Below are 23,162 nucleotides of genomic sequence, written 5' to 3'. Positions count from 1 at the left end.
GCGCGACGGCACGGCGCGCGCCACCGTGACGCGGCTGGCGAGCGAGCCGGGTCAGGGCGGGAAGCCGGTTACTCCGGCGCGCCCACCACCGTCTTGACCTCCATGAAATCGGCCAGCCCGAACTTGCCGTTCTCGCGCCCGTTGCCCGACTGCTTGTATCCGCCGAACGGCGCATTGCCGTCGGGGCTCCACGAATTGATCGTGACCAGCCCGGCGCGCAGCCGCGGCGCGACCTTCGCGGCGGCGGCGGGATCGCCCGAAATGGTCGCCGACAGGCCGAACGGCGTGCCGTTGGCGATCTTCACCGCTTCGTCCTCGGTGTCGTAGCGGGTGATCGTGGCGACCGGGCCGAACACTTCCTCCTGCGCGATCCGCATCTCCGGCGTCACGTCGGCGAACAGCGTCGGCTTAATAAAATAGCCCGCGTTGCGCCCATCGGGCCGCCCGGTGCCGCCGGTCACGAGCGTGGCGCCCTCGTCGATCGCGGACTGGATCAGGCCCTGGATCTTGTCGAACTGCGCCTTGTTGACGACCGGGCCGATGTGCGCGCCCATCTCGGCGGGGTCGCCGACCTGCGTGCCCTCCATCATCGCCTTGACGATCGCGGTTGCTTCGTCGACCTGGCTGGCGTGGACGAGCAGACGGGTCGGCGCAATGCAGCTCTGCCCCGAATTGGCCAGCACGCCCTGCACGGTCGGCGGCAGCACCGTGCCGAGATCGGCGCCTTTCAGCACGAGGTTGGCGGCCTTGCCGCCAAGCTCCTGATGAACGCGCTTGACCGTCGCGGCGGCGGCTTGCGCCACGGCGATCCCAGCGCGGGTCGATCCGGTGAAGCTCACCATGTCGACGTCGCCGTGACTCGACAGCGCGACGCCCACGCCGGGGCCGTCACCGTTGACGAGGTTGAAGACGCCCTTCGGAACGCCCGCTGCGTCCATGATCTCCGCGAGGATCACGGCGCAGCCCGGCGATTCCTCGCTCGGCTTCAGGATCATGGTATCGCCGGCCGCGATCGCGGGGGCGACCTTTGCGGTAATCTGGTTGAGCGGCCAGTTCCACGGGGTGATCATCGCGACCACGCCCAGCGGTTCATGCACCACCGTCGACCGCCCCAGCCGTTCCTCGAACGCGAAGGCATTGAGCGCCTTCAGTGTCGAGAGGAAATGACCAAGCCCGGCCGGGACCTGCGCTGCCATCGCGAAGCCGATTGGCGCGCCCATCTCGCTGCTCACCGCGTTGGCCAGATCCGGAATGCGCTTCTTGTACGCGTCGATGATCCGCTCGAGCAGCGCCGCACGCTCGGCGACCGAGGTCTGCGAGAAGGTTTCGAACGCCGCGCGGGCGGCCTGTACCGCGGCATCGACGTCGGCGGCTGTGCCGAGCGTGATCTCGGTGCAGGGCTGCTCGGTCGCCGGGTTGATCACGTCGTGCCGCGTGCCGCCCTGGCTCGCGACCCAGGCGCCGTCGATATAGTGCTTGAGATAGCTCTTCATCCTCAGCCTCCGCATTTTTTGAATATGGGGTACGTAACGCCATATCTGGCGCGGGCGAACAAGCGTTGCAACCTGAAACCTGATCGATAGGGTGCCGGCTGCGACCACAGGAGACACGGCATATGACGCGTACCGCACGGATCGACCGCACCGGCGGCCCCGAAGTGATCGAATGGACCGACGTCACCCTGGCGCCCCCCGGCCCGGGGGAGATCCGGATGCGCAACACCGTGGTCGGGCTGAATTTCATCGACATCTATTTTCGCAGCGGGGTCTATCCGGCCAGCCTGCCGTGCGGGCTCGGGTCGGAGGCGGCGGGCGTGGTCGAGGCGGTCGGCGACGGGGTGACGGGTCTGGCGGTGGGCGACCGTGTCGGCACTTTCGGGCCCACGCTCGGTGCCTATGCACAGGCGCGAAACCTGGCCGCGACAACGGTGTTCAAGCTGCCCGACGACATCGACGATCGGACCGCCGCCGCCGTTTTGCTGAAGGGCTGTACCACCGAGTTCCTGGTCGAACGCTGTGCCAGGATCGAAGCGGGGCAGACCGTGCTGGTCCATGCGGCGGCGGGTGGGGTCGGGCATCTGCTGGTCGGCTGGCTCAAGGCGATAGGCGCGACCGTCATCGGGACGGTCGGTACGGAGGACAAGGCGGCGCAGGCCCGGGCGGCGGGCGCGGATCACGTCATCCTCCACAAGCAGGAAGACGTCGCGGCGCGGGTCCGGGACATTACCGCCGGTGCGGGCGTGCCGGTCGTGCTGGACGGGGTCGGCATGGCGACGTGGGACATCTCGCTTGCCTGTGCGGCGCGGCGCGGGTTGATCGTCAGTTACGGCAATGCCGGGGGCAAGGTGACCGGGGTCGACCTCGGCATCCTGTCGACGCGCGGGTCGCTGTTCGTCACGCGGCCGACCCTGTTCAGCTACTATGTCACGCCCGAGGAGCGACAGGCGGGGATCGACCGGCTCTTCGCGATGCTGCGGTCGGGCGCGATCACTCCCGCGATCGGCCAGACGTTTCCGCTGGAGCAGGCGGCGGAGGCGCATCGCGCGCTGGCGAAAGGAGATACGTCGGGCGCGACGCTGTTGCTGGTCTAGCCCGGAAAAGGGCCGAACCGGAGCGTCAGGAACATCCGGCGGTGTCGATCGGTTTGTCTTGTGTCCCGCAAGGGCAATGTGGATCGTTCTACACGAGGTGATCATGAAGAAGCTTGTATTGGCAGCGATTGCGGCAGGCGTGGCGCTTACCGCCATCGCGCCGGCGGATGCCGCGGACGGCTGCGGTCGCGGCGGCCATCGCGGACCGCGAGGCATGTGCCGCCCCAACGGTCCGGTGTTCGTCGATCGTGGCCCACCCCGCGTCGGCGGTTTTTATCACGGCCGCGGCTATTGGGATGGCCGCCGCTATTGGCAGAACCGCTATCGCTATCACAACGGCTGGCGCTACCGCTAAGCCGTGACACCCCGGGCCTGCCCGGGGCCCCTTCGGGTCGCCATCGCCGATCGACGACGAGGCGACCCGGTGGATGCCGGGACAGGTCGGGCATGACGGATGCCACCATGCCGTGGGTCAGACGGCAGGTGCCGCGATGCGTTTCGCCGCCTCGAGGATTTCGGTCGGGAACATCGCGATGATCGTCGAATTATGCTCGACCCCGATTTCGGACAGCGTCTGAAGCCGCCGGAGTTCGAGTGCGCCCGGCACCTCGCCGATCACGCGGGCTGCGTCGCTGAGCTTGGCCGCCGCTTCCTGTTCGCCCTCCGCCTTGATGATCCGCGCGCGCTTCTCGCGGATCGCCTCGGCCTCGCGCGCGATCGCGCGCTGCATCTGCGCGGGTATGTCCAGGTCCTTGATCTCGACCGCGTCGAACTCGACGCCCCAGCGATTGCAGGTCGTCGTCAGGATCTCATACAGCCGCTTGTTGATCGTCGTGCGGTCCTTCAGCATCTGGTCGAGGTCGCTTTGCCCGATCGCGTCGCGCATGGCGGTTTCGGCGGCCTGGACGATCGCGGATTGCCAGTTGCTGACGGTCGTCACCACGCCCGCCGCATCGAACGCGCGATACCACAGCACCGCATTGACCCGCACCGCGACGCCGTCGCGCGTCACCGTCTCCTGCGTGTCGAGCGCGTAGGTGATCGTGCGGATGTCGACCTTCACGACGCGCTCGACCAACGGCACCAGCCAGAACCACCCCGGCCCCTTGGTCGCCTGCAACCGCCCCAGGCGGAAGACGACGCCGCGTTCATATTCCTGGTTGATGCCGAAAGATTTGAGCGCAAGCACCAGCGCGATGCCGAACAGCACCGCGACCCCTATCAAGAACTCCATGAAAACCCCGTTGAATGCCGCGATCATGCGGCTTGCTGCGGCACGCGCCGCGCGGACGAATCTACGCCGATCGTCGGCCGAATCATCCAGGGTCCGTTGCATTCCTGCATGCATTTGCTGCACGCAGGGAGTCGCCGGGCTTTGCCGCCGACCGATTTGTCGCTATCCGCGCGATCATGATCAAACGCGCACTCCCCGTCACCCGCGAGGCCGACTTTTCCGCCTGGTACCAGTCCGTCATCACCGAGGCCGATCTCGCCGAGGAATCGGGGGTGCGCGGCTGCATGGTCATTCGGCCGTGGGGCTATGGCATCTGGGAACGGATCCAGCGGTTGCTCGACGACCAGATCAAGGCGACCGGCCACGAGAATTGCTACTTCCCGCTGTTCATCCCGCTCTCCTATTTTGAAAAGGAAGCCGAGCATGTCGAAGGCTTTGCCAAGGAAATGGCGGTCGTCACGCATCACCGGCTAAAGGCGGACGGGCTTGGTCGGCTGATCCCCGATCCCGAGGCGAAGCTCGAGGAACCGCTCGTCGTCCGCCCGACGTCGGAGATGGTGATCGGCGCGGCGTTCGCGCGGTGGGTGCAGTCGTGGCGCGACTTGCCCGTGCTCATCAACCAATGGGCGAACGTCGTCCGCTGGGAGATGCGCACCCGGATGTTCCTGCGCACCAGCGAGTTCCTGTGGCAGGAAGGCCATACCGCCCATGCCTCCGCGCAGGAGGCGCGCGAGGAGACGCTCAAGATGCTCGAGGTTTACCGCGCCTTCTCGGAAGATTGCCTCGCGGTTCCGGTTGTCGCGGGCGAGAAGCCCGAGAACGAGCGTTTCCCCGGCGCGGTCTCGACCTACAGCATCGAGGCGATGATGCAGGACGGCAAGGCGCTCCAGGCGGGCACTTCGCATTTCCTCGGCACCAACTTCGCGCAGGCGCAGGAGATCAAGTTCCAGAATTCGGAAGGCGTGTTCGAGCTCGCCAATACGACGAGCTGGGGCGTGTCGACGCGGATGATCGGCGCGGTCATCATGGTCCACGGCGATGACGACGGGCTGCGTGTCCCGCCGCGGATCGCGCCGTGGCAGGTGGTGATCGTCCCGATGCTACGCGAAAATCCCGAGGACGCGGCGATCATCGACTATTGCAAGGCGTTGCAGGCCAAGCTCGCGCAGCAGACCGCGCTTGGCGAGCCGGTGCGCGCGCTGCTCGACCTCAAGTTCGGCAAGACCGCGACCAAGCGTTGGGGCTGGGTCAAGAAGGGCGCGCCGATCGTGATCGAGGTCGGCGGGCGCGACGTGGCGGGGGGCAACGTGTCGCTTATCCGGCGCGACCGGCTGTACCGCGAAGACGGCAAGCTCGACAGCAACGTCGTCGCGCAGGACGATTTCGTCGCGGGTGCGGGGGCTATGCTCGCAGACATCCAGGCGTCGCTCCACGGCGAGGCGAGCGCGCGGCTCGAGGCGAGTGTCGTTGCCGCGTCCGACTTCGCCGCGATCGAGACGCATTTCGCGGAGGGGGTGAAGAACCCCGGCTGGCTCGAGGTGCAATGGTCCAGGCCGACCGGACCCGCGCTCGACGCGGTGGTCGCGCGGCTCAAGGCGCTCAAGCTGACGATCCGCAACGCGCCGATGCTGCAAGCCGCGGTCGATGGCCCCTGCGTGTTCACCGCTGCGCCAGCGGTGGAGCGGGTGCTGATCGGGCGCGCCTATTGATCGTGTGCCTGCCAGGACAGGAACATGGAGCATCCCGGAATACCGTTTGAAGGTAACGAGACGGGTTTTCTAAAGGTCTCGCCCCACCGGGTTTCCGTGGTCACCGCGATCCGGCAGCGCGCGCTGGCTCGGCAGCAGATCGGTATCGAACACCTCCAGCGCGACGTTGACGAAGTTGCGGCTGTCGAGCTGGATCAGCGGAATCGGCGCGGCGGCGGTGCTGACGCGTTCGACCCGGTCGGGGCCGATGCGGACGAGGAACCGGTCGCAGTTGCTCAGCACGAGCATCGCGATCGCCTTGTTGTCGTCGAGCGCGATCGTCTCGACGACGCCCTCATAGGCGACACTCGCGCCATCATGTTCCAGCGTCGTGACGACATAGGCGATGATGAACCGGTTCGGCGCGCGCCCCAGATCGACCCAGCGCTTTAGCCAGCCGAACGCCGCCGTCTCGCGCATCGTACGGACCCACTGCCAGCCGCTCGCGCGATAGGCGATGGCGCCGACGATCAGCGCCGGGCTGAGCAGTCCGACGAACCAGCACAGGAAGGCCAGGTCGGGCGGGCGCGGCCCGGCGTGCCCGGTGTTGAGGATGACGCGGTAGACGTTGGGATCGAACCCGAGCGTCCAGCACGCGGCCGTGGAGCGGCATGCCCACGCCTGCACGGCGAACACCAGCGAGAGCAGGATATGCCCGGCAAGCGCACCGAAGACGATGACCAGCAGCGAGAAGGTCGATCCGGGTTTTTCCGGAGCCTGCGCGATCAGGTCGGAGCGTTCGCCGCTACGCAACCCGGCCCATGCGCCCAGCCCCGGCGCGAGCAGCAGCAGCGCCAGAAAGAGCGTATAGCTGAAACTCATGCGGCGGGGGCAGCGTCCTTCGGCTCGGACGGTTGCACGGCGGTCGAGTCAGCGGCGACGTGCAGCACGAACTTGCCTTCCTCGAACCGCGCAGCCTCGCGCGCGGCCTGCCAGCTGCCGTAGCGCAGATGCACCGTATGGGCAGTTTCGATCGATTGAGCCGTATTGACGCGCATGCGACCTCCGGACTCAACAATAAGACGTGTGGCCGATCTTTGCAATCGACGGCGCGCGACTCCGCTAGAGCGTCAGCGCTGCCTTGAGCCCCAGCACAGCGACATCGCCGCGCGTCCGGATGCCGCCCGGATGGTGGATCCACTGGACGTTGGGCTGGAGTTCCAGCCACGGCACCGGGGTCAGGCTGTAATAGACTTCGGCCGCATATTCCGCATCGCGCACCGGCGTACCTGCGATCAGCCGATCGGCTTCCGCGGCACGTCCGTTCACGTTGGTGCGCCCGACCGCGACGCCGAGCACGTCGCCCTCCAGGCCCGGCAGCAAACCCTTGTAGAACAGCCCGCCGGTCACCTGATTGTCGGTCACGCTGGTCGCGCGGTCGGCCTGGGTGACGTTGGCGAACACGCCGAGCCCGGTGAGCGCCTTCCCGTCCTTCGACGTTCCCGTGATCTGCTGCTGGATATTGGCATAGACGCCATACCGCCCCGAGCGCTGGAGTGGCGCAAGCCCGGTGACGACGATCGGGCGACGGTTGACGTCGAGCAGGACGTCGTCGCCATTGGCGGTCGAATACCACGCGCCGACCTTGTACGAGCCGACATGCCCGGTGTCGCCGAGGCGGGTCCAGCCGGCTTCAACCGGGATCAGCGCGCCGGTCGCGCCGTGGAAGCGGGCGACGAAGAAATTGTTGCGCAAGTTGAGCGGGTTGACCTCGTAAGCGCCAATCTGGAGATAGATCCCGCTGCCGACGTCGGCATGCAGGCGGCCGCCCCATTGGCTGACCGGCCAATTGTACCAATAATCGCCGACGAGGTTGCCCGGCTGCGCGCCGCAGAACGACAGGTTCTCGAAATGGCAGGAGAAGACCGCGAAATCCGACCCCGGGTTGGTCCGGCCGACCTTGATCTCGATCGCATCGCCGATCTTCTGCTCATACCACAATTCGGTGATGCGCACGGTCTGGCCCCGGCCATAGACTTCCTGCACCTGTTGCAGTGTACCGAGGCCGGCATCGTCCGACAGGTTACGCCCGCGCCGCCAGGTGACGGTCGCCTGCAACGTGCCGCCTTCGATCCCGGCAACCTTGCCCATGTCGATCTTCGCGCCAAAGTCGAGCTGCCCGGTCTCGGTCAGCTTGTGCCGCGCGCCCCCGGTCGGGTTATAGGCGCTTTCGGACGCATACCGCGCCGATACGTCGAAGCCGCGCTCGCCCAGCCAGGTGCGGGTATGCCGCCAGTCGGCGAACAGTCCGGGCGGGGCACTGGTCTGGGTGTCGCCGATCGGCTGTTCGAACAGCATGTTGCGCGGGTGTTGCATGTGCGTGGGCACGTGGCGCTTCGACGGCGTGGGCGAATCGGCGGGGGTATCCGGCCCGGACGGTCCGGCCGGTTCGGTCGCGGGTTTCTGGCTGTCGTTGCCGGGTGTCTGCGGTGCGGGTGAGTCGGCGGCGGGGGGCGGCGCCGGCGCGCCGATGTCGACCTGCTGCGCAAAGGCCGGATGCGCGACGCAGAGACCAGCCGAGGCCAGCGCCAGTAAACCAACCGTCGATCGTACCATCACTGGACCCACCCGTATTTTTCCAATGCGGGCGCAATGCAGCAAAGATCTATCAAAGAACATGTTTAAGTGCATACAAATGCGACGAGACAAGGAACGGCGATCTATTCATCCGCTGGCCTTGGACGGGATCAGGACCTCGATTGCGTCGCGCCGACATGCGCTTCGCCCCGCTCCTCGGCGAGCTTCACCTGCCGATGGCGTTCAGCATAGGCGGCGCGCCGGGCCGCATCGCGCGTGTCGGCACACGCCGGGCAGGAGACGCCTTCCTGATACTGTGGCGACGCGCGTTCCGCCGGGCTGACCGGCATGCGACACGCGCGGCAGAGCGCGTGCGTACCGGGCGCCAGCCCGTGGCCGACCGCGACGCGCTCGTCGAACACGAAGCATTCACCCTGCCAGCGGCTCTCGGCCTGCGGCGTCGTCTCGAGATATTTCAGGATGCCGCCTTCGAGGTGGAACACGTCGGTCAGCCCTTCGGCCTTGAGGAAGGCGGTCGATTTCTCGCAGCGGATTCCTCCGGTGCAGAACATCGCGATGCGCTTTCCCTCGAGCTCGGCGCGGTGCGCGCGGGCCCAGCCGGGAAAGTCGCTGAAACTGTCGGTGCCGGGGTCGATCGCGCCGGCGAAGGTGCCGACCTTGACCTCATAGGCGTTGCGCGTGTCGATCACGACGGTGTCGGGGTCCGAGATCAACGCGTTCCAGTCGGCGGGCTTCACATAGGTGCCGGTGCCCTCGAGCGGATCAATCGCGGGTTCGCCCATCGTCACGATCTCGCGCTTGAGGCGGACCTTCATGCGGTGGAACGGCATCGTCTCGGCGTGGCTGTGCTTGGCGGTGATCGCTGCGCAATCGGGGAGGGTACGGATGTGCGCCAGCACCGCCGCGATCGCCGTGTCGCTGCCGGCGATCGTACCGTTGATGCCTTCGGGGGCGAGCAGCAGCGTGCCCTTGATGCCCTGCGCTTCGCACAGGTCGAGCAGCGGCTGGCGAAGCGCCTTGGGGTCGGGGAAGCGGGCGAAACGGTAGAGCGCGGCGACGTGGATCATGCGGCGGGGTTTAGGGGGTTTTGCGGGGGTTTGGAATGCGGTTGGTGTGGGGGGCGTCACCAAAGCGAAGGCGAGAGCGGTGCGAAAGTCGCTTTGTTGCTCCTCCCCGTCGCCCCGGCGAAGGCCGGGGCCGCCAGGTTGGACGCGAAACCGATGTTCCCAAGCACAACATGGCGGCCCCGGCCTGCGCCGGGGTGACGTTAATACGGAAAAGGCGCCCGGATCGCTCCGGACGCCCTTTCTTTGTGTCCCGTCGTGGCAAAGCCACGCCGTCGGTCCTCGCCAGGGCGAGGCCGGCCGACAGCTCCGGTGGCGACTTGGCTTCGCCTCGTCGCCACCGGCGCGGTCGTGGCCGCGCCTCAGTAGCTGTAGTACATATCGAACTCGACCGGGCTCGGCGTCATCTCCCAGCGCAGCACGTCGTGCATCTTCAGCTCGATGTACGATTCGATCTGGTCCTTGGAGAACACGTCGCCCTTGAGCAGGAAGTCGTGATCCGCCGCCAGCGAGTCGAGCGCCTCGCGGAGCGAACCGCAGACGGTCGGAACCTCGGCGAGCTCTGCCGGGGGCAGGTCGTACAGGTTCTTGTCCATCGCCTCGCCCGGGTGGATGCGGTTCTGGATCCCGTCCATGCCCGCCATGAACAAAGCGGCGTAGCAGAGATATGGGTTCGCCATCGCATCGGGGAAGCGCACTTCGACGCGCTTCGCCTTGGGGCCGGTGCCGTACGGGATACGGCACGATGCCGAGCGGTTGCGCGCCGAGTAAGCGAGCAGCACCGGTGCTTCATAGCCCGGGACCAGACGCTTGTAGCTGTTGGTCGTCGGGTTGGTGAAGGCGTTGACCGCCTTAGCATGCTTGATGATGCCGCCGATGAAGAACAGGCACGTTTCCGACAGGCCCGCATAGCCGTTGCCGGCGAACAGCGGGTTGCCCTTGTCCCAGATCGACAGATGCGTGTGCATCCCCGAGCCGTTATCTTCCTTGATCGGCTTGGGCATGAAGGTGACGGTCTTGCCGTAAGCCTGCGCAACGTTGTGGCAAACGTACTTGTAGATCTGCATGCGATCCGCGGTCAGCGTCATCGTGCCGAAGGTGAGGCCCAGCTCATGCTGGCCGGCGGCGACTTCGTGGTGATGCTTGTCGCACGGCAGGCCCATCTCGAGCATGGTCGAGACCATCTCGCTGCGGATGTCGACTGCGCTGTCGACCGGCGCGACCGGGAAGTAACCGCCCTTGGCGCGCGGACGGTGGCCGAGGTTGCCGCCTTCGTAACTGGTGCCGGTGTTGGTCGGCAGCTCGATGTCGTCGATCTTGTAATAGCTGGTCGCGTAGCTGTTCTCGAACTGGACGTTGTCGAACATGAAGAACTCGGCTTCCGGCCCGATGAAGATCGTGTCGCCGATGCCGGTGGTCTTGAGATACGCCTCGGCGCGCTTCGCGGTCGAGCGCGGATCGCGCGCGTAGAGCTCGCCGGTCGACGGCTCGACGATGTCGCACACCAGGATCAGCATCGGAGTCGCCGAGAACGGATCGGTCCACACCGCGTCGAGATCCGGCATGAGGATCATGTCCGACTCGTTGATTGCCTTCCAGCCTTCGATCGACGATCCGTCGAACATGAAGCCGTCGGTCAGCTCGTCCTCGCCGACGACGCCCGCGACCATCGTCAGATGCTGCCACTTGCCCTTGGGATCGGTGAACCGCAGATCGACCCACTCGATCTCCTGGTCCTTGATCATCTTCAGCACGTCGCTTGCGCTGTTGCCCGTCTTCGCCATGTCCCCACGCCCTTTCTGGATACTGAAAAATTGCCCGTTCCGGTCATTCCGGGGCGGGACTCGTGTTAAGCCCGGATGCTCACGCTGTCACAAGATGTTGCGCTGCGTCAAACCCGCATTCCGATCGTTGCGCGGTCAGATCGCGTCTTCGTCGCGTTCGCCGGTACGGATGCGCAGCACGGTCTCGACCGGAATGACGAAGATCTTGCCATCCCCGATTCGCCCGGTCTGCGCTGCGGCGGCGATCGCCTCGACGACGCGGTCGGCCATGCCGTCCTCGACCACGACCTCGAGTTTCACCTTGGGGAGAAAGTCGACGACATATTCGGCACCGCGGTACAGTTCGGTATGGCCCTTCTGGCGCCCGAACCCCTTGGCCTCGGTCACGGTGATCCCGCTGACCCCGACTTCGTGCAGCGCCTCCTTCACCTCATCGAGCTTGAACGGCTTGATGATCGCCTCGATCTTTTTCACGCTGGTACGCCTCCCGGAATGTTCGTTTACCTTACAATAACCATGCCAGCTACGCGAGGGGCGGAAATGCGTTGGTTATGCGCGGGGGCGCGGGGAGTGCGATGCCTAACTGGCGCGCAGGCGGTGAGGGTGTGCCCGATTTTGCGGCAGCGCGCTTGCGCTGTAGGAGTGCACCCTTAGAAACGCACCCAGCGCACCTCAAGAGACGCAGCCATGGAACGCACCCCCCCGGCGGAGGCCGGGGCCCAATAGCGCAGCAGGCGCTTACAGCGCTGCGCTACATTACCTCGACCTTCGCAATTGGGCCCCGGCCTTCGCCGGGGTGGTTGCGCATGGTGCACGTGCTTGGTGCGTGAGAAGTGGTGCGCGCGCGCTACCCAACCCCTCAATACGGCGGCTTGTCGAACCCGCCCGGGCTAAGCGTGAAGATCTCGCAGCCGTCCTCGGTAATCCCGATCGAGTGTTCGAACTGCGCGGACAGCGAGCGATCGCGCGTCACCGCTGTCCAGCCGTCGTCGAGCAGCTTCACGTCGGCGCGCCCGGTGTTGATCATCGGCTCGATCGTGAAGATCATCCCCGGCTTGAGTTCCGGCCCGGTGCCGGGACGTCCGGCATGGACCACCTCGGGCGCGTCATGGAACAACCGCCCCAGCCCGTGCCCGCAGAAATCGCGCACCACGCCGTAGCGATGCTTCTCGGCATGGCGCTGGATCGCATGGCCGATGTCGCCGAGATGGTTGCCCGGCTTCGCCTGTTCGATCCCGATCATCAGGCATTCGTAGGTCACGTCGACCAGCCGCTTCGCCTTGATCGGCACGTCGCCGACCAGATACATGCGGCTGCTGTCGCCATGCCAGCCGTCGAGGATCGGCGTCACGTCGACGTTGACGATGTCGCCGCTCTTGAGCGTCTTCTCGCTCGGGATGCCGTGGCAGACGACATGGTTGGTCGAGATGCAGCTCGAATGGGTATAGCCGCGATAGCCGAGCGTCGCGGGGATGCCGCCGCGATCGACGATGAACCGCCGGATCATGGCGTCGAGTTCGGCGGTCGCCATGCCGGGCACCATGTGCGGCACGATCATGTCGAGCGTTTCGGCGGCGAGCTTGCCCGCGGCATGCATGCCGTCGAACGCATCGCGGCCATGAAGCTTGATCGCGCCGGTGCGGCCCATCGGCGCGTCGGCGGTTACGGTTACATATTCGGTCATGCGAAGCGATATAGCGGCTCCGTGCGGGCTTTGCGAGAGGGCGGCGGGGGGCTATGCGAAGCAGATGACGCAACGCATCTGGACAGCCGCGCTCGCGGTGATCGGCGACGAAATCCTGTCGGGCCGAACGCAGGACAAGAATGTCGCGCAGATCGCGGCCTGGCTCAACGTGCAGGGGATCCGCCTCGCCGAGGTGCGGATCGTCGCGGACAAGACCGAGGCGATCGTAGAGGCGATCAATATCCTGCGACAGCGCAACGATTATCTCTTCACCACCGGCGGCATCGGCCCGACCCACGACGACATTACCGTCGATGCGATCGCAACGGCGCTGGGGGTGCCGGTCGCCTTCCATCCGCAGGCGCTGGCCGTGCTGGAAACCTATTATGCAGAGCGCGGCGGGTTGACCGAGGCGCGCAAGCGCATGGCCCGCGTTCCCCAAGGCGCGGACCTGATCGAGAATCGCATGTCGGGCGCGCCGGGGATCAAGATCGGCAACATCTTCATCATGGCCGGGGTGCCGCACATCACCGCCGGGATGCTGGATGCGCTTACCGGGACGCTGGAGGGCGGGTTGCCCGTACTGTCGCGCACGATCGGGTGCTGGGTCGCCGAGAGCGAGGTCGCCGACCTGCTCAGCCAGGCCGAAAAGGCGCACGAAGGCGTCGCAATCGGCAGCTATCCGTTCTTTCGGGACGGCAAGGTTGGCGCCAATTTCGTCGTGCGGGCAACCGATGCGGCGCTGGCCGATCGCTGTATCGCCGATCTGACGGCGGCGCTGGAGCAATCCGGGCGCCGCGTCGTTGGCGACGGCATATGATCCGGAGAGCTGAGATGAAACACGTCCTACCCCGCATCGCCATGCTCGCCGCCATGGTTGCCGGTGTGTCGGCCTGCGATCCGGCCAGCACCGGCGGGACCACCGCGGCGGCCACCACCAAGCCCGATCCGATGGAAGCCAGGATCGACGCGCTGCCGCGCAACCTGCAGGAAACCACCCTGTTCCGCGCGATCAGGGATGGCGGCTACACGTGTCAGAAGATCGTGCGTTTCGAAAAGCACGCACCGATCGACGGGCACGCCGTGTGGATCGCAGAGTGCGACGATCGCGGACAATATGTCATCACGCTGCAGCCGGATGGCGTCTTCTGGGTCAGCGGCGTGCCCCAGGCCAAGAAACAATAGCGTCCGTGAAATGTCGACGTCTCGCGCTCGCCGTCATCGGCGTGCCGGCCGGCCTGTCCGCACAACAGGCGGCTGCGCCGGTCGCGGCGCCGGGCGTTTCCGGCCCCGATATCGTGGTGCTCGGGTCACCGCTGCCGGTGCCGCCGGGCATGCCAGCCTATGGATCGGTGACGATCGATCGGGACCGGCTCACCAACGATGCGTCGGGCCGGGTCGAGGACGTCCTGTCGGACGTCGCCGGCTTCCAGCAGTTCCGCCGCAGCGACAGCCGGTCGGCCAATCCGTCGGCGCAGGGCGTCACGTTGCGCGCTTTGGGCGGAAATGCCTCGTCGCGGGCGCTGGTGCTGCTGGACGGCGTCCCGCTGGCGGACCCGTTCTTCGGCTATATCCCGTTCAACGCCTTGTCGCCGGACCGCCTGTCGAGCGTGCGGATCACGCGCGGGGGCGGGGCCGGGGCCTTCGGCGCGGGGGCGGTCGCGGGAACGATCGAGCTTTCCAGCGCCACCCGCGCCGATCTCCCCCGCGTCGCCGGCAGTGCTTTCTACGGCAGCGACCATGCGGTGGAAACGACCGCGAGCCTATCCCCCGACGTCGGCGCGGGCTTCCTGACGGTCGCGGGGAAGTATGAACGGGGCGACGGCTTCTACACGACCCCACTCGACCAGCGGACCGCGGCCACCGTCCGCGCGCGCTATCGTGACTGGTCGGGGCAAGCCCGCGCCGTCCTCCCGATCGATGCCGAAACCGAGTTGCAGGCGCGGGCGGTGGTGTTCCGTGACGACCGGACGCTGCGGTTCGCGGGGGCGGACAGTCGCTCCGAAGGCGAGGACGCCAGCGTCCGGGTGGTCCATCGCGGACCCTGGGCGGTGGACGTGCTGGCGTATGTCCAGGCGCGGAACTTCGCCAATCGCGTGATCAGCGCGACGACCGCGAAACTGACCCTCGACCAGCGCAACACTCCGTCGACCGGGATTGGCGGCAAGATCGAACTGCGGCCGCCGGTTGGCCCGGACCACGTCCTGCGGATCGGCGCGGACGTCCGGTTGGGGGACGGTACGCTTTACGAGGACGCCTATGCCGCGAGCGGTGCCGTCACGACGCGGCGGACCGCCGGCGGGACGACCAATACGACCGGCCTGTTTGCGGAGGATGACTGGACGCTCGGCCGTCTGGTGCTGACGGCGGGTGTGCGGGGGGACCGCTGGACGATTACGGACGGCTTCTTCCGCGAGCGCAACGGCGCGGGAACGGTCACGACGAATCAGCGCTTCGCCGATCGCGACGGGGTGGAGGCGACCGGACGCGCGGGGGCGGTGTTTCATGCCAGCGACGCGGTGGCCTTGCGGACGGCGGGCTATACCGGTTTCCGGTTGCCGACGCTCAACGAACTTTACCGGCCGTTCGTGGTGTTCCCGATCACGACCCAGGCCAATGTCGCGCTGGGGTTGGAACGGTTGCGCGGCGTGGAGGGCGGGATCGACCTGACACCGGTCGCCGGCGTTTCGCTGGGTGTGACCGCGTTCTATAACCGGCTGGAGGGTGCGATCGCCAACGTGACGATTACCCCCACCGTGCGGCAGCGCCGCAATGTCGATGCGATCGTCGCGCGCGGGGTGGAAGTGACCGCGCATGCGACGCACGGGCGCGTGTCGCTCGACGGGTCCTATGCGTTCAGCGACAGCAAGGTCCGCGCCTCCGGGGCCTCGGCGCAGCTGAACGGGTTCATCCCGGCGCAGAGCCCGCGCCACACGGCCAGCGCAACGCTGGGTTGGCAGGATCCGCGCGGGCTCGGCGTATCGCTGACGGGCCGGTACGTCGGGCGACAATATGAAGACGATCTGCAAACCGACGTCCTGCCGGCGGCAACGACCCTCGATGGCGTCGTGTCGGTGCCGATCGCGCGGCGTTGGGCGGTGATCGCGCGCGGCGAGAATCTGACCGATACCACGGTGATCACGCGGAACGCAGCCGGGTCGATCGACCTCGGCACGCCGCGCCGGTTGTGGATCGGGGTACGGCTCGGCGGCGCGTCAGGACGCTGACGCGCCCCATGTCGGTCGACGGTCCCCAGCCGGGCGTCAGCTCCGATAGTCCGCGTTGATCGAGATGTACCCGTGCGTCAGGTCGCACGTCCACACCGTCGCAATACCGTTGCCAAGCCCGAGATCGACTCCGATCTCGATCGTCTGCCCCTTGAGATGCGCGGCGACCGGTGCCTCGTCATAGCCGACGACCGCCAGGCCCTCGCGCGCGACCTGCGTATCGCCGAAACGGATCGCCAGCAGATCGCGTTCGGCGGGTTCGCCCGCCTTGCCGACCGCCATCACGACACGGCCCCAGTTCGCATCCTCGCCCGCGATCGCCGTCTTCACGAGCGGTGAGTTGGCGATGCTCATCGCGATGCGGTGGGCGCTGCGGTCGCTCTCCGCGCCGGTCACCGCGACCTCGATGAACTTGGACGCGCCCTCGCCGTCGCGCACGACCAGATGCGCGAGCTGGCGGCACAGGTCCGCCAGCGCCGCGCGGAACGCGTCGGCGCCGTCGTCGTCCGCGCCGGTGAGCGGGGTATTCCCGGCCTTGCCGGTGGCGAAGGCGAGGACGCTGTCGCTGGTCGAGGTATCGCTGTCGACCGTGATGCACGAAAAGGTCGCGCGGTTGGCTTCGCCGAGCATCGCCTGGAGGAACTCGGCGGAAACCGCCGCGTCGGTGAAGATATAGCCGAGCATCGTCGCCATGTCGGGGGCGATCATCCCCGAGCCCTTGATGATCCCGACCAACGTCACCGTACGCCCGCCGACCACTGCGGTCGTCATCGCGCCCTTGGCGAAGGTGTCGGTCGTGCCGATCGTGTTGGTTGCGTCTTCCCACGAGCACGGCAGCGCGGCGAAGGCGGCGTCGAGCCCGGCCTCGGCCTTGTCGATCGGCAACGGCACGCCGATCACGCCGGTCGAGGAGACGAACACGTCCGATGGGCGGCAAGCGAGCGCGCCGGCGACCTTGGCCGCGATCGCCTCGACCGCGGCGCGGCCGCGCCCGCCGGTGAAGGCGTTGGCGTTGCCGGCATTGACGACGACCGCGCGGGCCTCGCCGAGGATCAGCGCCGAGCGGCACCATTCGACTTCGGGCGACGGGCATTTGCTTTGCGTCAGCACGCCCGCAACGGTGGTGCCGGGGTCGAGCGTGATGAAGGTGAGGTCGTTGCGCTCCCACGCCTTGTACCCGGCGCGCGCGACGCGGGGGGTGACGCCCGCGATCGCAGGCAGGGCGGGGAAGGGGCGAGCGAGCGGGGAGCGGGTCATGTGCGCGGCTTTAGCAGATCGAAGGCGCGTCTCAAGCGGTGCTGCTGTTGCTTCTCCCCTCCCTGGAAGGGAGGGGGCGGGGGTGGGTTGGTGTGGGGAGGGTGCAGCACCCGCCTCGAGCCTACCCACCCCCAACCCCTCCCTTCCAGGGAGGGGAGGAACTTGTCGGAAGTCCCTCTCCCCTTCCTAGGCAAGGGAGGGCGCGGTTTCAGGCGTCTTGCTTGGGGCGGTGCTTCGACTTCGCTCAGCACGAACGGTATGTTACGCTCAGCACGAACGCAATGCAGCGCAGCTCTTTCCTTCACCCTTTCGGGCGCGGGTTGCTCGCCGAAACCATCCTCCCCCCGTTCGCCCTGAGCGAAGTCGAAGGGTCGTCTGCGCACGAACAGCCCCCCACGACGAGCGGTGTTTGCCGATAGACGAAGCGCGTCGCAGCCATTACATGCCCGAGCACCCATGGAATGGCTGTTGTTCTTTTCTGCGATCCTCTCCGCGCTGACCGGCGTGGTGACGGGCGTTCGCGCACCGGACGTGCAGGTCGAATGCCAGTCGGTCGCGGCGGCACGCACGCAGGTCGCGCTCCCGGCGCGGGTGCTGCGCGTAGCGGGGCATCTGCACCTCGCGAGCGGCTTTGGCGAAACGGCGGTTTTCGCGCTGCAAGTCGTTGCGCTTCCCGCGATCGCACCTGCGCGCCTCTACCTGGATCGCCCGCGGGCTTGATCCGGCGGCGCCTGCCGCGCTGCCCTTCTTAACGACATTTTCCGGTGGCCGCGGGTAGCGCGCCGCTCATCCCCTTTAGACATACAGGAATTGCCCATGTTCGGCGGCATTGCCAAATCGCTCTTCGGCTCGTCCAACGACCGCTACGTCAAGTCGCTCGGCGCGGTCGTCGCGAAGATCAACGGGTTCGAGCCCACCATCTCCGCCATGTCCGACGAGGACCTCTCCGCCCAGACCGCGCGCTTCCGCGAGCGGCTGGAAGCGGGCGAAGATCTCGATGCGCTGCTCCCCGAAGCGTTCGCCACGGTCCGCGAAGCCGCCAAGCGTGCGCTCGGCCAGCGGCATTACGACGTGCAGATGATCGGCGGCATCGTCCTCCACCGCGGCGAGATCGCCGAAATGCGCACCGGCGAGGGCAAGACGCTCGTCGCGACGCTCGCGACCTATCTCAACGCGCTGCCGGGCAAGGGCGTCCACGTCATCACCGTCAACGACTATCTGGCGGCACGCGATGCGGGCTGGATGGCGCAGGTCTACAACTTCCTCGGGATGACGGTCGGCGTCATCGTCCCGAACCTGTCGGACCAGCAGCGCGCCGACGCTTATGCCGCGGACATCACCTACGGCACGAACAACGAATTCGGCTTCGATTACCTGCGCGACAACATGAAATATGAGCGCGAGACGATGGTCCAGCGCCCGTTTGCGATGGCGATCGTCGACGAGGTCGATTCGGTGCTGATCGACGAGGCGCGCACGCCTTTGATCATCTCCGGCCCGACCGACGACAAGTCCGACCTGTACCGCTCGGTCGACCTGATCGTCCGCGAGCTGGCTGCGGAGGATTACGAAAAGGACGAGAAGCAGAAGTCGATCATCCTGACCGAGGACGGCACCGAGAAGGTCGAGCGGCTGCTCGAGGCGGCGGGGCTGCTCGAGGGCGCGAACCTGTACGATTTCGAGAATACGCAGGTGGTGCACCACACCAACCAGGCGCTCCGCGCGAACATGATGTTCAAGGCGGACATCGACTACATCGTCAAGGACGGCAAGGTCATCATCATCGATGAATTCACCGGCCGCATGATGGACGGCCGCCGCTGGTCGGACGGTCTGCATCAGGCGATCGAGGCCAAGGAAGGCGTCGAGATCGAGCCCGAGAACCAGACGATGGCGTCGATCACCTTCCAGAACTATTTCCGCATGTACCCCAAGCTCGCAGGGATGACCGGGACGGCGGCGACCGAGGCGGCGGAATTCTACGACATCTACAAGATGAACGTGGTGACGATCCCGACCCACGTGCCGGTCCAGCGCGTCGACGAGGAAGACGAATTCTACAAGGACACCCCGGACAAATTCCGCGCGATCGCCAAGAAGATCAAGCATCACGCCGATCTCGGTCAGCCGGTGCTGGTCGGCACCGTGTCGATCGAGAAGTCCGAATTGCTGAGCGAATTCCTGGTGCAGGAAGGCGTCAAGCACGAGGTGCTCAACGCGCGCCAGCATGAGCGCGAGGCGCACATCGTCGCGCAGGCGGGGCGCAAGAGCGTGGTGACGATCGCGACCAACATGGCGGGCCGCGGCACCGACATTCAGCTCGGCGGCAACCTCGAATTCCGCGTCAACGACGAGTTGTCGGCGATGCCCGAGGGGCCGGAGCGCGAGGCGGCGATCGCGCGGATCAAGCAGGAAATCGCGGTCGAGAAGGCCGAGGTGCTCGCGGCGGGCGGGCTGTTCGTGCTCGGCACCGAGCGGCACGAGAGCCGTCGTATCGACAACCAGCTACGCGGGCGTTCGGGCCGTCAGGGTGATCCGGGTCTCTCGCGATTCTACCTCAGCCTCGACGATGATCTGCTCCGCATCTTCGGGCCGGACACGTTGTTCGCCAAGATGATGCGCTCGAACATCGGCGACGGCGAGGCGATCGGCAGCAAGTGGCTGTCCAAGGCGATCGAGACCGCGCAGAAGAAGGTCGAGGCGCGCAACTACGACATCCGCAAGCAGGTCGTCGAATATGACGACGTGATGAACGACCAGCGCAAGGTCATCTACGAGCAACGGTCGGACATCATGGACGCCGCGACCGTCGGCGACGTCGTCGAGGACATGCGCGCCGAGACGGTCAACGGCATCGTCGGCGCGGCGTGCCCTCCTGGCACCTATCCCGAGCAATGGGATATCGCGGGGATGAAGGAGCAGCTCGCGACGACGCTCAACCTCGAACCGCAGGTCGAGGCGTGGCTCGAGGAAGAGGCGATCGACCCCGAGATCATCGAGGAGCGTGTCCGCGCGCAGGCGGACGATCTGGTCCGCGAGAAGGCGGAGTCGCTCGATCCCGAGACGTGGATCCGGGTCGAGAAGTCGATCCTGCTGCAGAACCTCGATCATCACTGGAAGGAGCATCTCGCGACGCTCGACGCGCTCCGCCAGGTCGTCCATTTGCGCGCCTATGCGCAGAAGACGCCGATCAACGAGTATAAGCAGGAAGCCTTCTCGCTGTTCGAGCGGATGCTCGGCAGCATCCGCGAGGACGTGACCCGCACGATCGCCTTCGCCGAGTTCAACGTCGAGCCGGCACCGGCCTTGCCGACGCTGCCCGACTTCATCACCAACCATTTCGACCCGTTCACCGGGGACGACGATACCTACGACCAGGATGCGGGAAGCGGCCTGATCACCACGCGCCTTCCGCCGCTGTCGATCCCGCGACCGGAAGGGCAGGAGCTTGGGCAGGATCCATTGGAATGGGCGGGCAACGTCAGCCGCAATGCGCCATGCCCGTGCGGGTCGGGGAACAAGTACAAGCACTGCCACGGCGCGGTGTGACGGGCACCGACCCTCTCCCTTAGACGCCGTCATCCCCGCGAAGCTTGAGCCAGGGACGCGCCATGCACTGTTTTCGCGCGAAGGCGGGAATCCAGTGCCAAGCAAGACAACGGCTTGCAGTTCGCGCGACTCCTGGGCTCCCGCCTTCGCGGGAGAGCAGCTCCGGTTTCGGGGCGCTCATGCCGTTGCGAAAATGACGGAACCTGAAAGCCCACCACCGCGTCCCTCAAAACGGGACAAAAAAACCCCCCCTTCTTGTCTGCAGAAGGGGGGCTTTTTCATGCCGTCGCGCGGTAGCCGTTACTTCGGCGTGACGATGCTCGGTCCGAGGTTGCGCAACACTTCGCGTGCATCGAAGGCGCGGATATTGTCCTTGGGCTTGGGGCCCTTGCCGACCACGATCTCGGCATTCGCCTCGTACTTGTCGATCGTGTTGATATCGACCCCGCGGTCGAAGAACGGGTCGCCGAAATACGGATCCCACGAACGCCAGCCGAAGCCACGCCCGCGATAGCGCCAGCTGGGGCCCCAATAGCCGCCGCCGAAGCCGCCGCCATATCCGAATCCACCGAACCCGCCGACACCGGGCGTGGTATAGGTCCGCGTGCTCTTGTCGACGTTACGGTCGGCGAAGACGAAATAGTCGTAGCCACGCTGTACGGTCAGCTCGGCCGCACGGAACAGCAGGTACTTTTCGACCGTGTCGCGCGACGTGTAGCTGTTGCCCGAGAAGCTGACCTGGAAACGGTTGTCTTCGATCTGGCGATCGCTGTAGCCCGAACGCTCGAACCCGCGGCCGACCGCTGGGCGATAGGTCGATTCCGTGGCGCAAGCCGTCAATAGGGTAGATGCCGCCAGTGCCGCGACGATAGCGGATCTGCGGAAGGTCGGCGAAAACTTGGGCATTTCGGTCTCCAGTGAACTGGTCTGTGCGGCGAGCCGTGCCGTCGAGGCCATGAAGCGCAGAACGAGCGACCGGGCGCAAGGCTCCGGGTAATTGATCCGGTCTCACACTTTGTAAGCCTTGCGAGATGAACGGAGACTGACGCGCGACGAACGACGGTTTCATCGTTTTGTCGCGATCGATACTCCTTTGGTCGCACCGGGCCGCTACGATGGGCGGGTTAAGGCGCCGGTTACCGTCTTTGCAACAGGGATGGATGCGACGGGGATCGCAGTGCCTACGGGGGTGCCGATGCGGATCGTGACAGGGTTTGCCGCAAGTTTGGCCGCAGGGGTGGCGCTGGGGGGATCGGCGCACGCCGACTATGCGGCAGTGCTGGCGGCGCCTGCGCCGGCTGCGGTCGGCCGGGTGACGCCGGTCGAGGCAAGGCTCGCCCCGGACTTCCGCCTGCGACTGGCCGTGCTGAGTACGTCCGAGACGCTGGATCCGCTGCAGGATCCGGACGGGACGATGAAGCACCGGTTCGCCAGTTCGATGATCGATTATTACCCGATCCACGGGAGCGGGCTGCATCTCTCCGGGGGGATGAAGTTTTTTTCCGTCGCGAATTTCGTGCGGGATGCGGAAAAGGCGACCGGCGGCCTGCTGTATGCGCCCCGCTTGCCCGGGGGAAACTCCGGCGTGCGCACCGGTTTCAACCGCCGGACCCCCGCGGCCACTGTCGGCTATAGCGGCACGTATCACAATGCCATGTTCGGCGTGGAGATGGGCACGCTGATCGGCGCCGCCAACGCCAACCTGCCACGGTCCTACCGCGCCTTGGGCGACCGGCCCGGCGGTCTCAATCCGATCGCCAATCTCATGGTCGGCCTGAAATTCTGATCACCCCAATCGACGAAGAGAGTGAAGATGCGTGACAAGTCGTGGATCGCCCTGGGTCTCTGTGGCCTGACGATCGCCCTTTTGGGTCAGCCGGAGCGCGCGAGCGCGGGCGGCATGTTCGGCAGCGATGCCAATGCCTGTACGTCGGGCAGGGGGCCTGCGATCCTGGTCAACGTGCTGGGTCTCAAGGATCGCCAGGGGCAGGTGAAGCTCGAACTCTATCCCGACAATCCCGACGATTTCATGCGATCCGATACGGACCTGCTCACGGCGGGCAAGGTGTTTCGCCGGGTGACCGTGGCGACCCCGGAGACCGGCGCGGTCAGCCTGTGCATCAAGGTGCCGCACCCGGGACGGTATGCGCTGCTGATGCTGCATTCGCGGCGCGCGCAGGACAAGTTCGACGTCTTCGCCGACGGCGTCGGTCTGCGGAGCAACGCGCGGATCGGGCGCGCGCGTCCGTCGGTCGATGCGGCCACGGTGGCGGTGGGCTCGGGCATCGTGTCGCTGGATATCCACACGCAATATCTGCACGGCCTGGGCGGTTTCAGCCCGATGCGATAAACCTGCGTAACACCGCTTGCATTCGCGCGAAACCCGCTGCTATAGGCGCGCCTCCGCGATGTTCCCTGATAGCTCAGCGGTAGAGCTCTCGACTGTTAATCGAGCGGCCGTAGGTTCGAATCCTACTCAGGGAGCCA

The 23,162-nt window shown here is 66.3% G+C and carries 21 protein-coding genes and 1 tRNA gene; 11 read left to right on the top strand and 11 right to left on the bottom strand.

All coding sequences use genetic code 11. From position 1 onward, the window contains the following. Window positions 1-68 precede the first annotated feature (68 nt). A complete protein-coding gene (locus L8K25_RS18935) occupies window positions 69-1,493 on the bottom strand; it encodes an aldehyde dehydrogenase family protein (RefSeq protein ID WP_242140556.1) in 1,425 nt (474 codons plus the stop codon). A gap of 122 nt (window positions 1,494-1,615) precedes the next feature. Between L8K25_RS18935 and L8K25_RS18930 the strand changes: the two genes are divergently transcribed. Further along, a complete protein-coding gene (locus L8K25_RS18930) occupies window positions 1,616-2,590 on the top strand; it encodes a quinone oxidoreductase (RefSeq protein WP_242140555.1) in 975 nt (324 codons plus the stop codon). 103 nt (window positions 2,591-2,693) lie between these two features. Continuing rightward, window positions 2,694-2,945 (top strand): hypothetical protein, encoded by a 252-nt coding sequence (locus L8K25_RS18925; RefSeq protein WP_242140554.1) that lies wholly within the window; start codon window positions 2,694-2,696, stop codon window positions 2,943-2,945. 117 nt (window positions 2,946-3,062) lie between these two features. Here L8K25_RS18925 and L8K25_RS18920 read toward each other — a convergent pair whose 3' ends face one another. Continuing rightward, window positions 3,063-3,824, bottom strand: a complete 762-nt coding sequence (locus L8K25_RS18920) for an SPFH domain-containing protein (protein ID WP_242140553.1) — start codon at window positions 3,822-3,824, stop codon at window positions 3,063-3,065. Window positions 3,825-4,000: 176 nt separating this feature from the next. Between L8K25_RS18920 and L8K25_RS18915 the strand changes: the two genes are divergently transcribed. Next, window positions 4,001-5,533 (top strand): aminoacyl--tRNA ligase-related protein, encoded by a 1,533-nt coding sequence (locus tag L8K25_RS18915; protein WP_242140552.1) that lies wholly within the window; start codon window positions 4,001-4,003, stop codon window positions 5,531-5,533. Window positions 5,534-5,602: 69 nt separating this feature from the next. Here the strand turns inward: L8K25_RS18915 and L8K25_RS18910 are convergent, their stop codons facing one another. The 7 genes from L8K25_RS18910 to map all read right to left on the bottom strand — a co-directional run bounded on the left by L8K25_RS18910 (window position 5,603) and on the right by map (window position 12,642). After that, window positions 5,603-6,394 (bottom strand): hypothetical protein, encoded by a 792-nt coding sequence (locus L8K25_RS18910; RefSeq protein WP_242140551.1) that lies wholly within the window; start codon window positions 6,392-6,394, stop codon window positions 5,603-5,605. Next, complete coding sequence (locus L8K25_RS18905; protein ID WP_242140550.1) at window positions 6,391-6,570, bottom strand: hypothetical protein; 180 nt, start codon at window positions 6,568-6,570, stop codon at window positions 6,391-6,393. The genes L8K25_RS18910 and L8K25_RS18905 overlap by 4 nt, the downstream gene beginning before the upstream one ends. 64 nt (window positions 6,571-6,634) lie before the next feature. After that, the gene (locus L8K25_RS18900) at window positions 6,635-8,128 is read right to left on the bottom strand and encodes a carbohydrate porin (RefSeq protein WP_242140549.1); all 1,494 of its coding nucleotides are present in this window, start codon (window positions 8,126-8,128) and stop codon (window positions 6,635-6,637) included. Window positions 8,129-8,259: 131 nt separating this feature from the next. Next, complete coding sequence (locus tag L8K25_RS18895) at window positions 8,260-9,177, bottom strand: rhodanese-related sulfurtransferase (RefSeq protein ID WP_242140548.1); 918 nt, start codon at window positions 9,175-9,177, stop codon at window positions 8,260-8,262. Window positions 9,178-9,536: 359 nt separating this feature from the next. Next, window positions 9,537-10,958, bottom strand: coding sequence for a type I glutamate--ammonia ligase (gene glnA / locus L8K25_RS18890; RefSeq protein WP_242140547.1), 1,422 nt, complete (start codon window positions 10,956-10,958; stop codon window positions 9,537-9,539). Window positions 10,959-11,093: 135 nt separating this feature from the next. Continuing rightward, the gene (locus L8K25_RS18885; RefSeq protein ID WP_242140546.1) at window positions 11,094-11,432 is read right to left on the bottom strand and encodes a P-II family nitrogen regulator; all 339 of its coding nucleotides are present in this window, start codon (window positions 11,430-11,432) and stop codon (window positions 11,094-11,096) included. 385 nt (window positions 11,433-11,817) lie between these two features. Next, window positions 11,818-12,642, bottom strand: a complete 825-nt coding sequence (gene map / locus L8K25_RS18880) for a type I methionyl aminopeptidase (protein ID WP_242140545.1) — start codon at window positions 12,640-12,642, stop codon at window positions 11,818-11,820. 64 nt (window positions 12,643-12,706) lie between these two features. Here map and L8K25_RS18875 point away from each other — a divergent pair, with 64 nt between their 5' ends. From L8K25_RS18875 to L8K25_RS18865, 3 genes are read left to right on the top strand one after another with little or no spacing between them, the layout of a single operon-like run. Then, window positions 12,707-13,462 carry a molybdopterin-binding protein gene (locus tag L8K25_RS18875; protein ID WP_242140544.1) on the top strand — a complete coding sequence of 252 codons (756 nt, stop codon included), beginning with the start codon at window positions 12,707-12,709 and terminating at the stop codon, window positions 13,460-13,462. 14 nt (window positions 13,463-13,476) lie between these two features. Then, window positions 13,477-13,827, top strand: a complete 351-nt coding sequence (locus L8K25_RS18870; protein ID WP_242140543.1) for a hypothetical protein — start codon at window positions 13,477-13,479, stop codon at window positions 13,825-13,827. 53 nt (window positions 13,828-13,880) lie between these two features. Then, on the top strand, window positions 13,881-15,869 hold the full coding sequence (locus L8K25_RS18865; protein ID WP_242140596.1) for a TonB-dependent receptor: 1,989 nt from the start codon (window positions 13,881-13,883) through the stop codon (window positions 15,867-15,869). A gap of 36 nt (window positions 15,870-15,905) precedes the next feature. On the opposite strand, the gene argJ is transcribed toward L8K25_RS18865, so the two are convergent. Next, complete coding sequence (gene argJ / locus L8K25_RS18860; RefSeq protein ID WP_242140542.1) at window positions 15,906-17,126, bottom strand: bifunctional glutamate N-acetyltransferase/amino-acid acetyltransferase ArgJ; 1,221 nt, start codon at window positions 17,124-17,126, stop codon at window positions 15,906-15,908. Window positions 17,127-17,582: 456 nt separating this feature from the next. On the opposite strand from argJ, the gene L8K25_RS18855 reads away from it, so the two are divergent. Beyond that, window positions 17,583-17,846 carry a hypothetical protein gene (locus tag L8K25_RS18855; protein ID WP_242140541.1) on the top strand — a complete coding sequence of 88 codons (264 nt, stop codon included), beginning with the start codon at window positions 17,583-17,585 and terminating at the stop codon, window positions 17,844-17,846. Window positions 17,847-17,942: 96 nt separating this feature from the next. Further along, a complete protein-coding gene (secA, locus tag L8K25_RS18850) occupies window positions 17,943-20,675 on the top strand; it encodes a preprotein translocase subunit SecA (protein WP_242140540.1) in 2,733 nt (910 codons plus the stop codon). Between the two features lie 300 nt (window positions 20,676-20,975). Here the strand turns inward: secA and L8K25_RS18845 are convergent, their stop codons facing one another. Continuing rightward, window positions 20,976-21,581, bottom strand: a complete 606-nt coding sequence (locus tag L8K25_RS18845) for a hypothetical protein (RefSeq protein WP_242140539.1) — start codon at window positions 21,579-21,581, stop codon at window positions 20,976-20,978. Window positions 21,582-21,870: 289 nt separating this feature from the next. On the opposite strand from L8K25_RS18845, the gene L8K25_RS18840 reads away from it, so the two are divergent. From L8K25_RS18840 to L8K25_RS18830, 3 genes are all read left to right on the top strand, one after another. Next, on the top strand, window positions 21,871-22,461 hold the full coding sequence (locus L8K25_RS18840) for a hypothetical protein (protein WP_242140538.1): 591 nt from the start codon (window positions 21,871-21,873) through the stop codon (window positions 22,459-22,461). A gap of 27 nt (window positions 22,462-22,488) precedes the next feature. Continuing rightward, a complete protein-coding gene (locus L8K25_RS18835) occupies window positions 22,489-23,025 on the top strand; it encodes a DUF2141 domain-containing protein (protein WP_242140537.1) in 537 nt (178 codons plus the stop codon). 62 nt (window positions 23,026-23,087) lie between these two features. After that, window positions 23,088-23,162, top strand: a tRNA-Asn gene (locus L8K25_RS18830).

This window comes from Sphingomonas sp. TREG-RG-20F-R18-01 (genome assembly GCF_022662475.1).
Taxonomy (GTDB): domain Bacteria; phylum Pseudomonadota; class Alphaproteobacteria; order Sphingomonadales; family Sphingomonadaceae; genus Sphingomonas.
The sequence above is the reverse complement of the archived record's forward strand: the minus strand, read 5'-3'. Positions and strand labels throughout refer to the sequence as shown.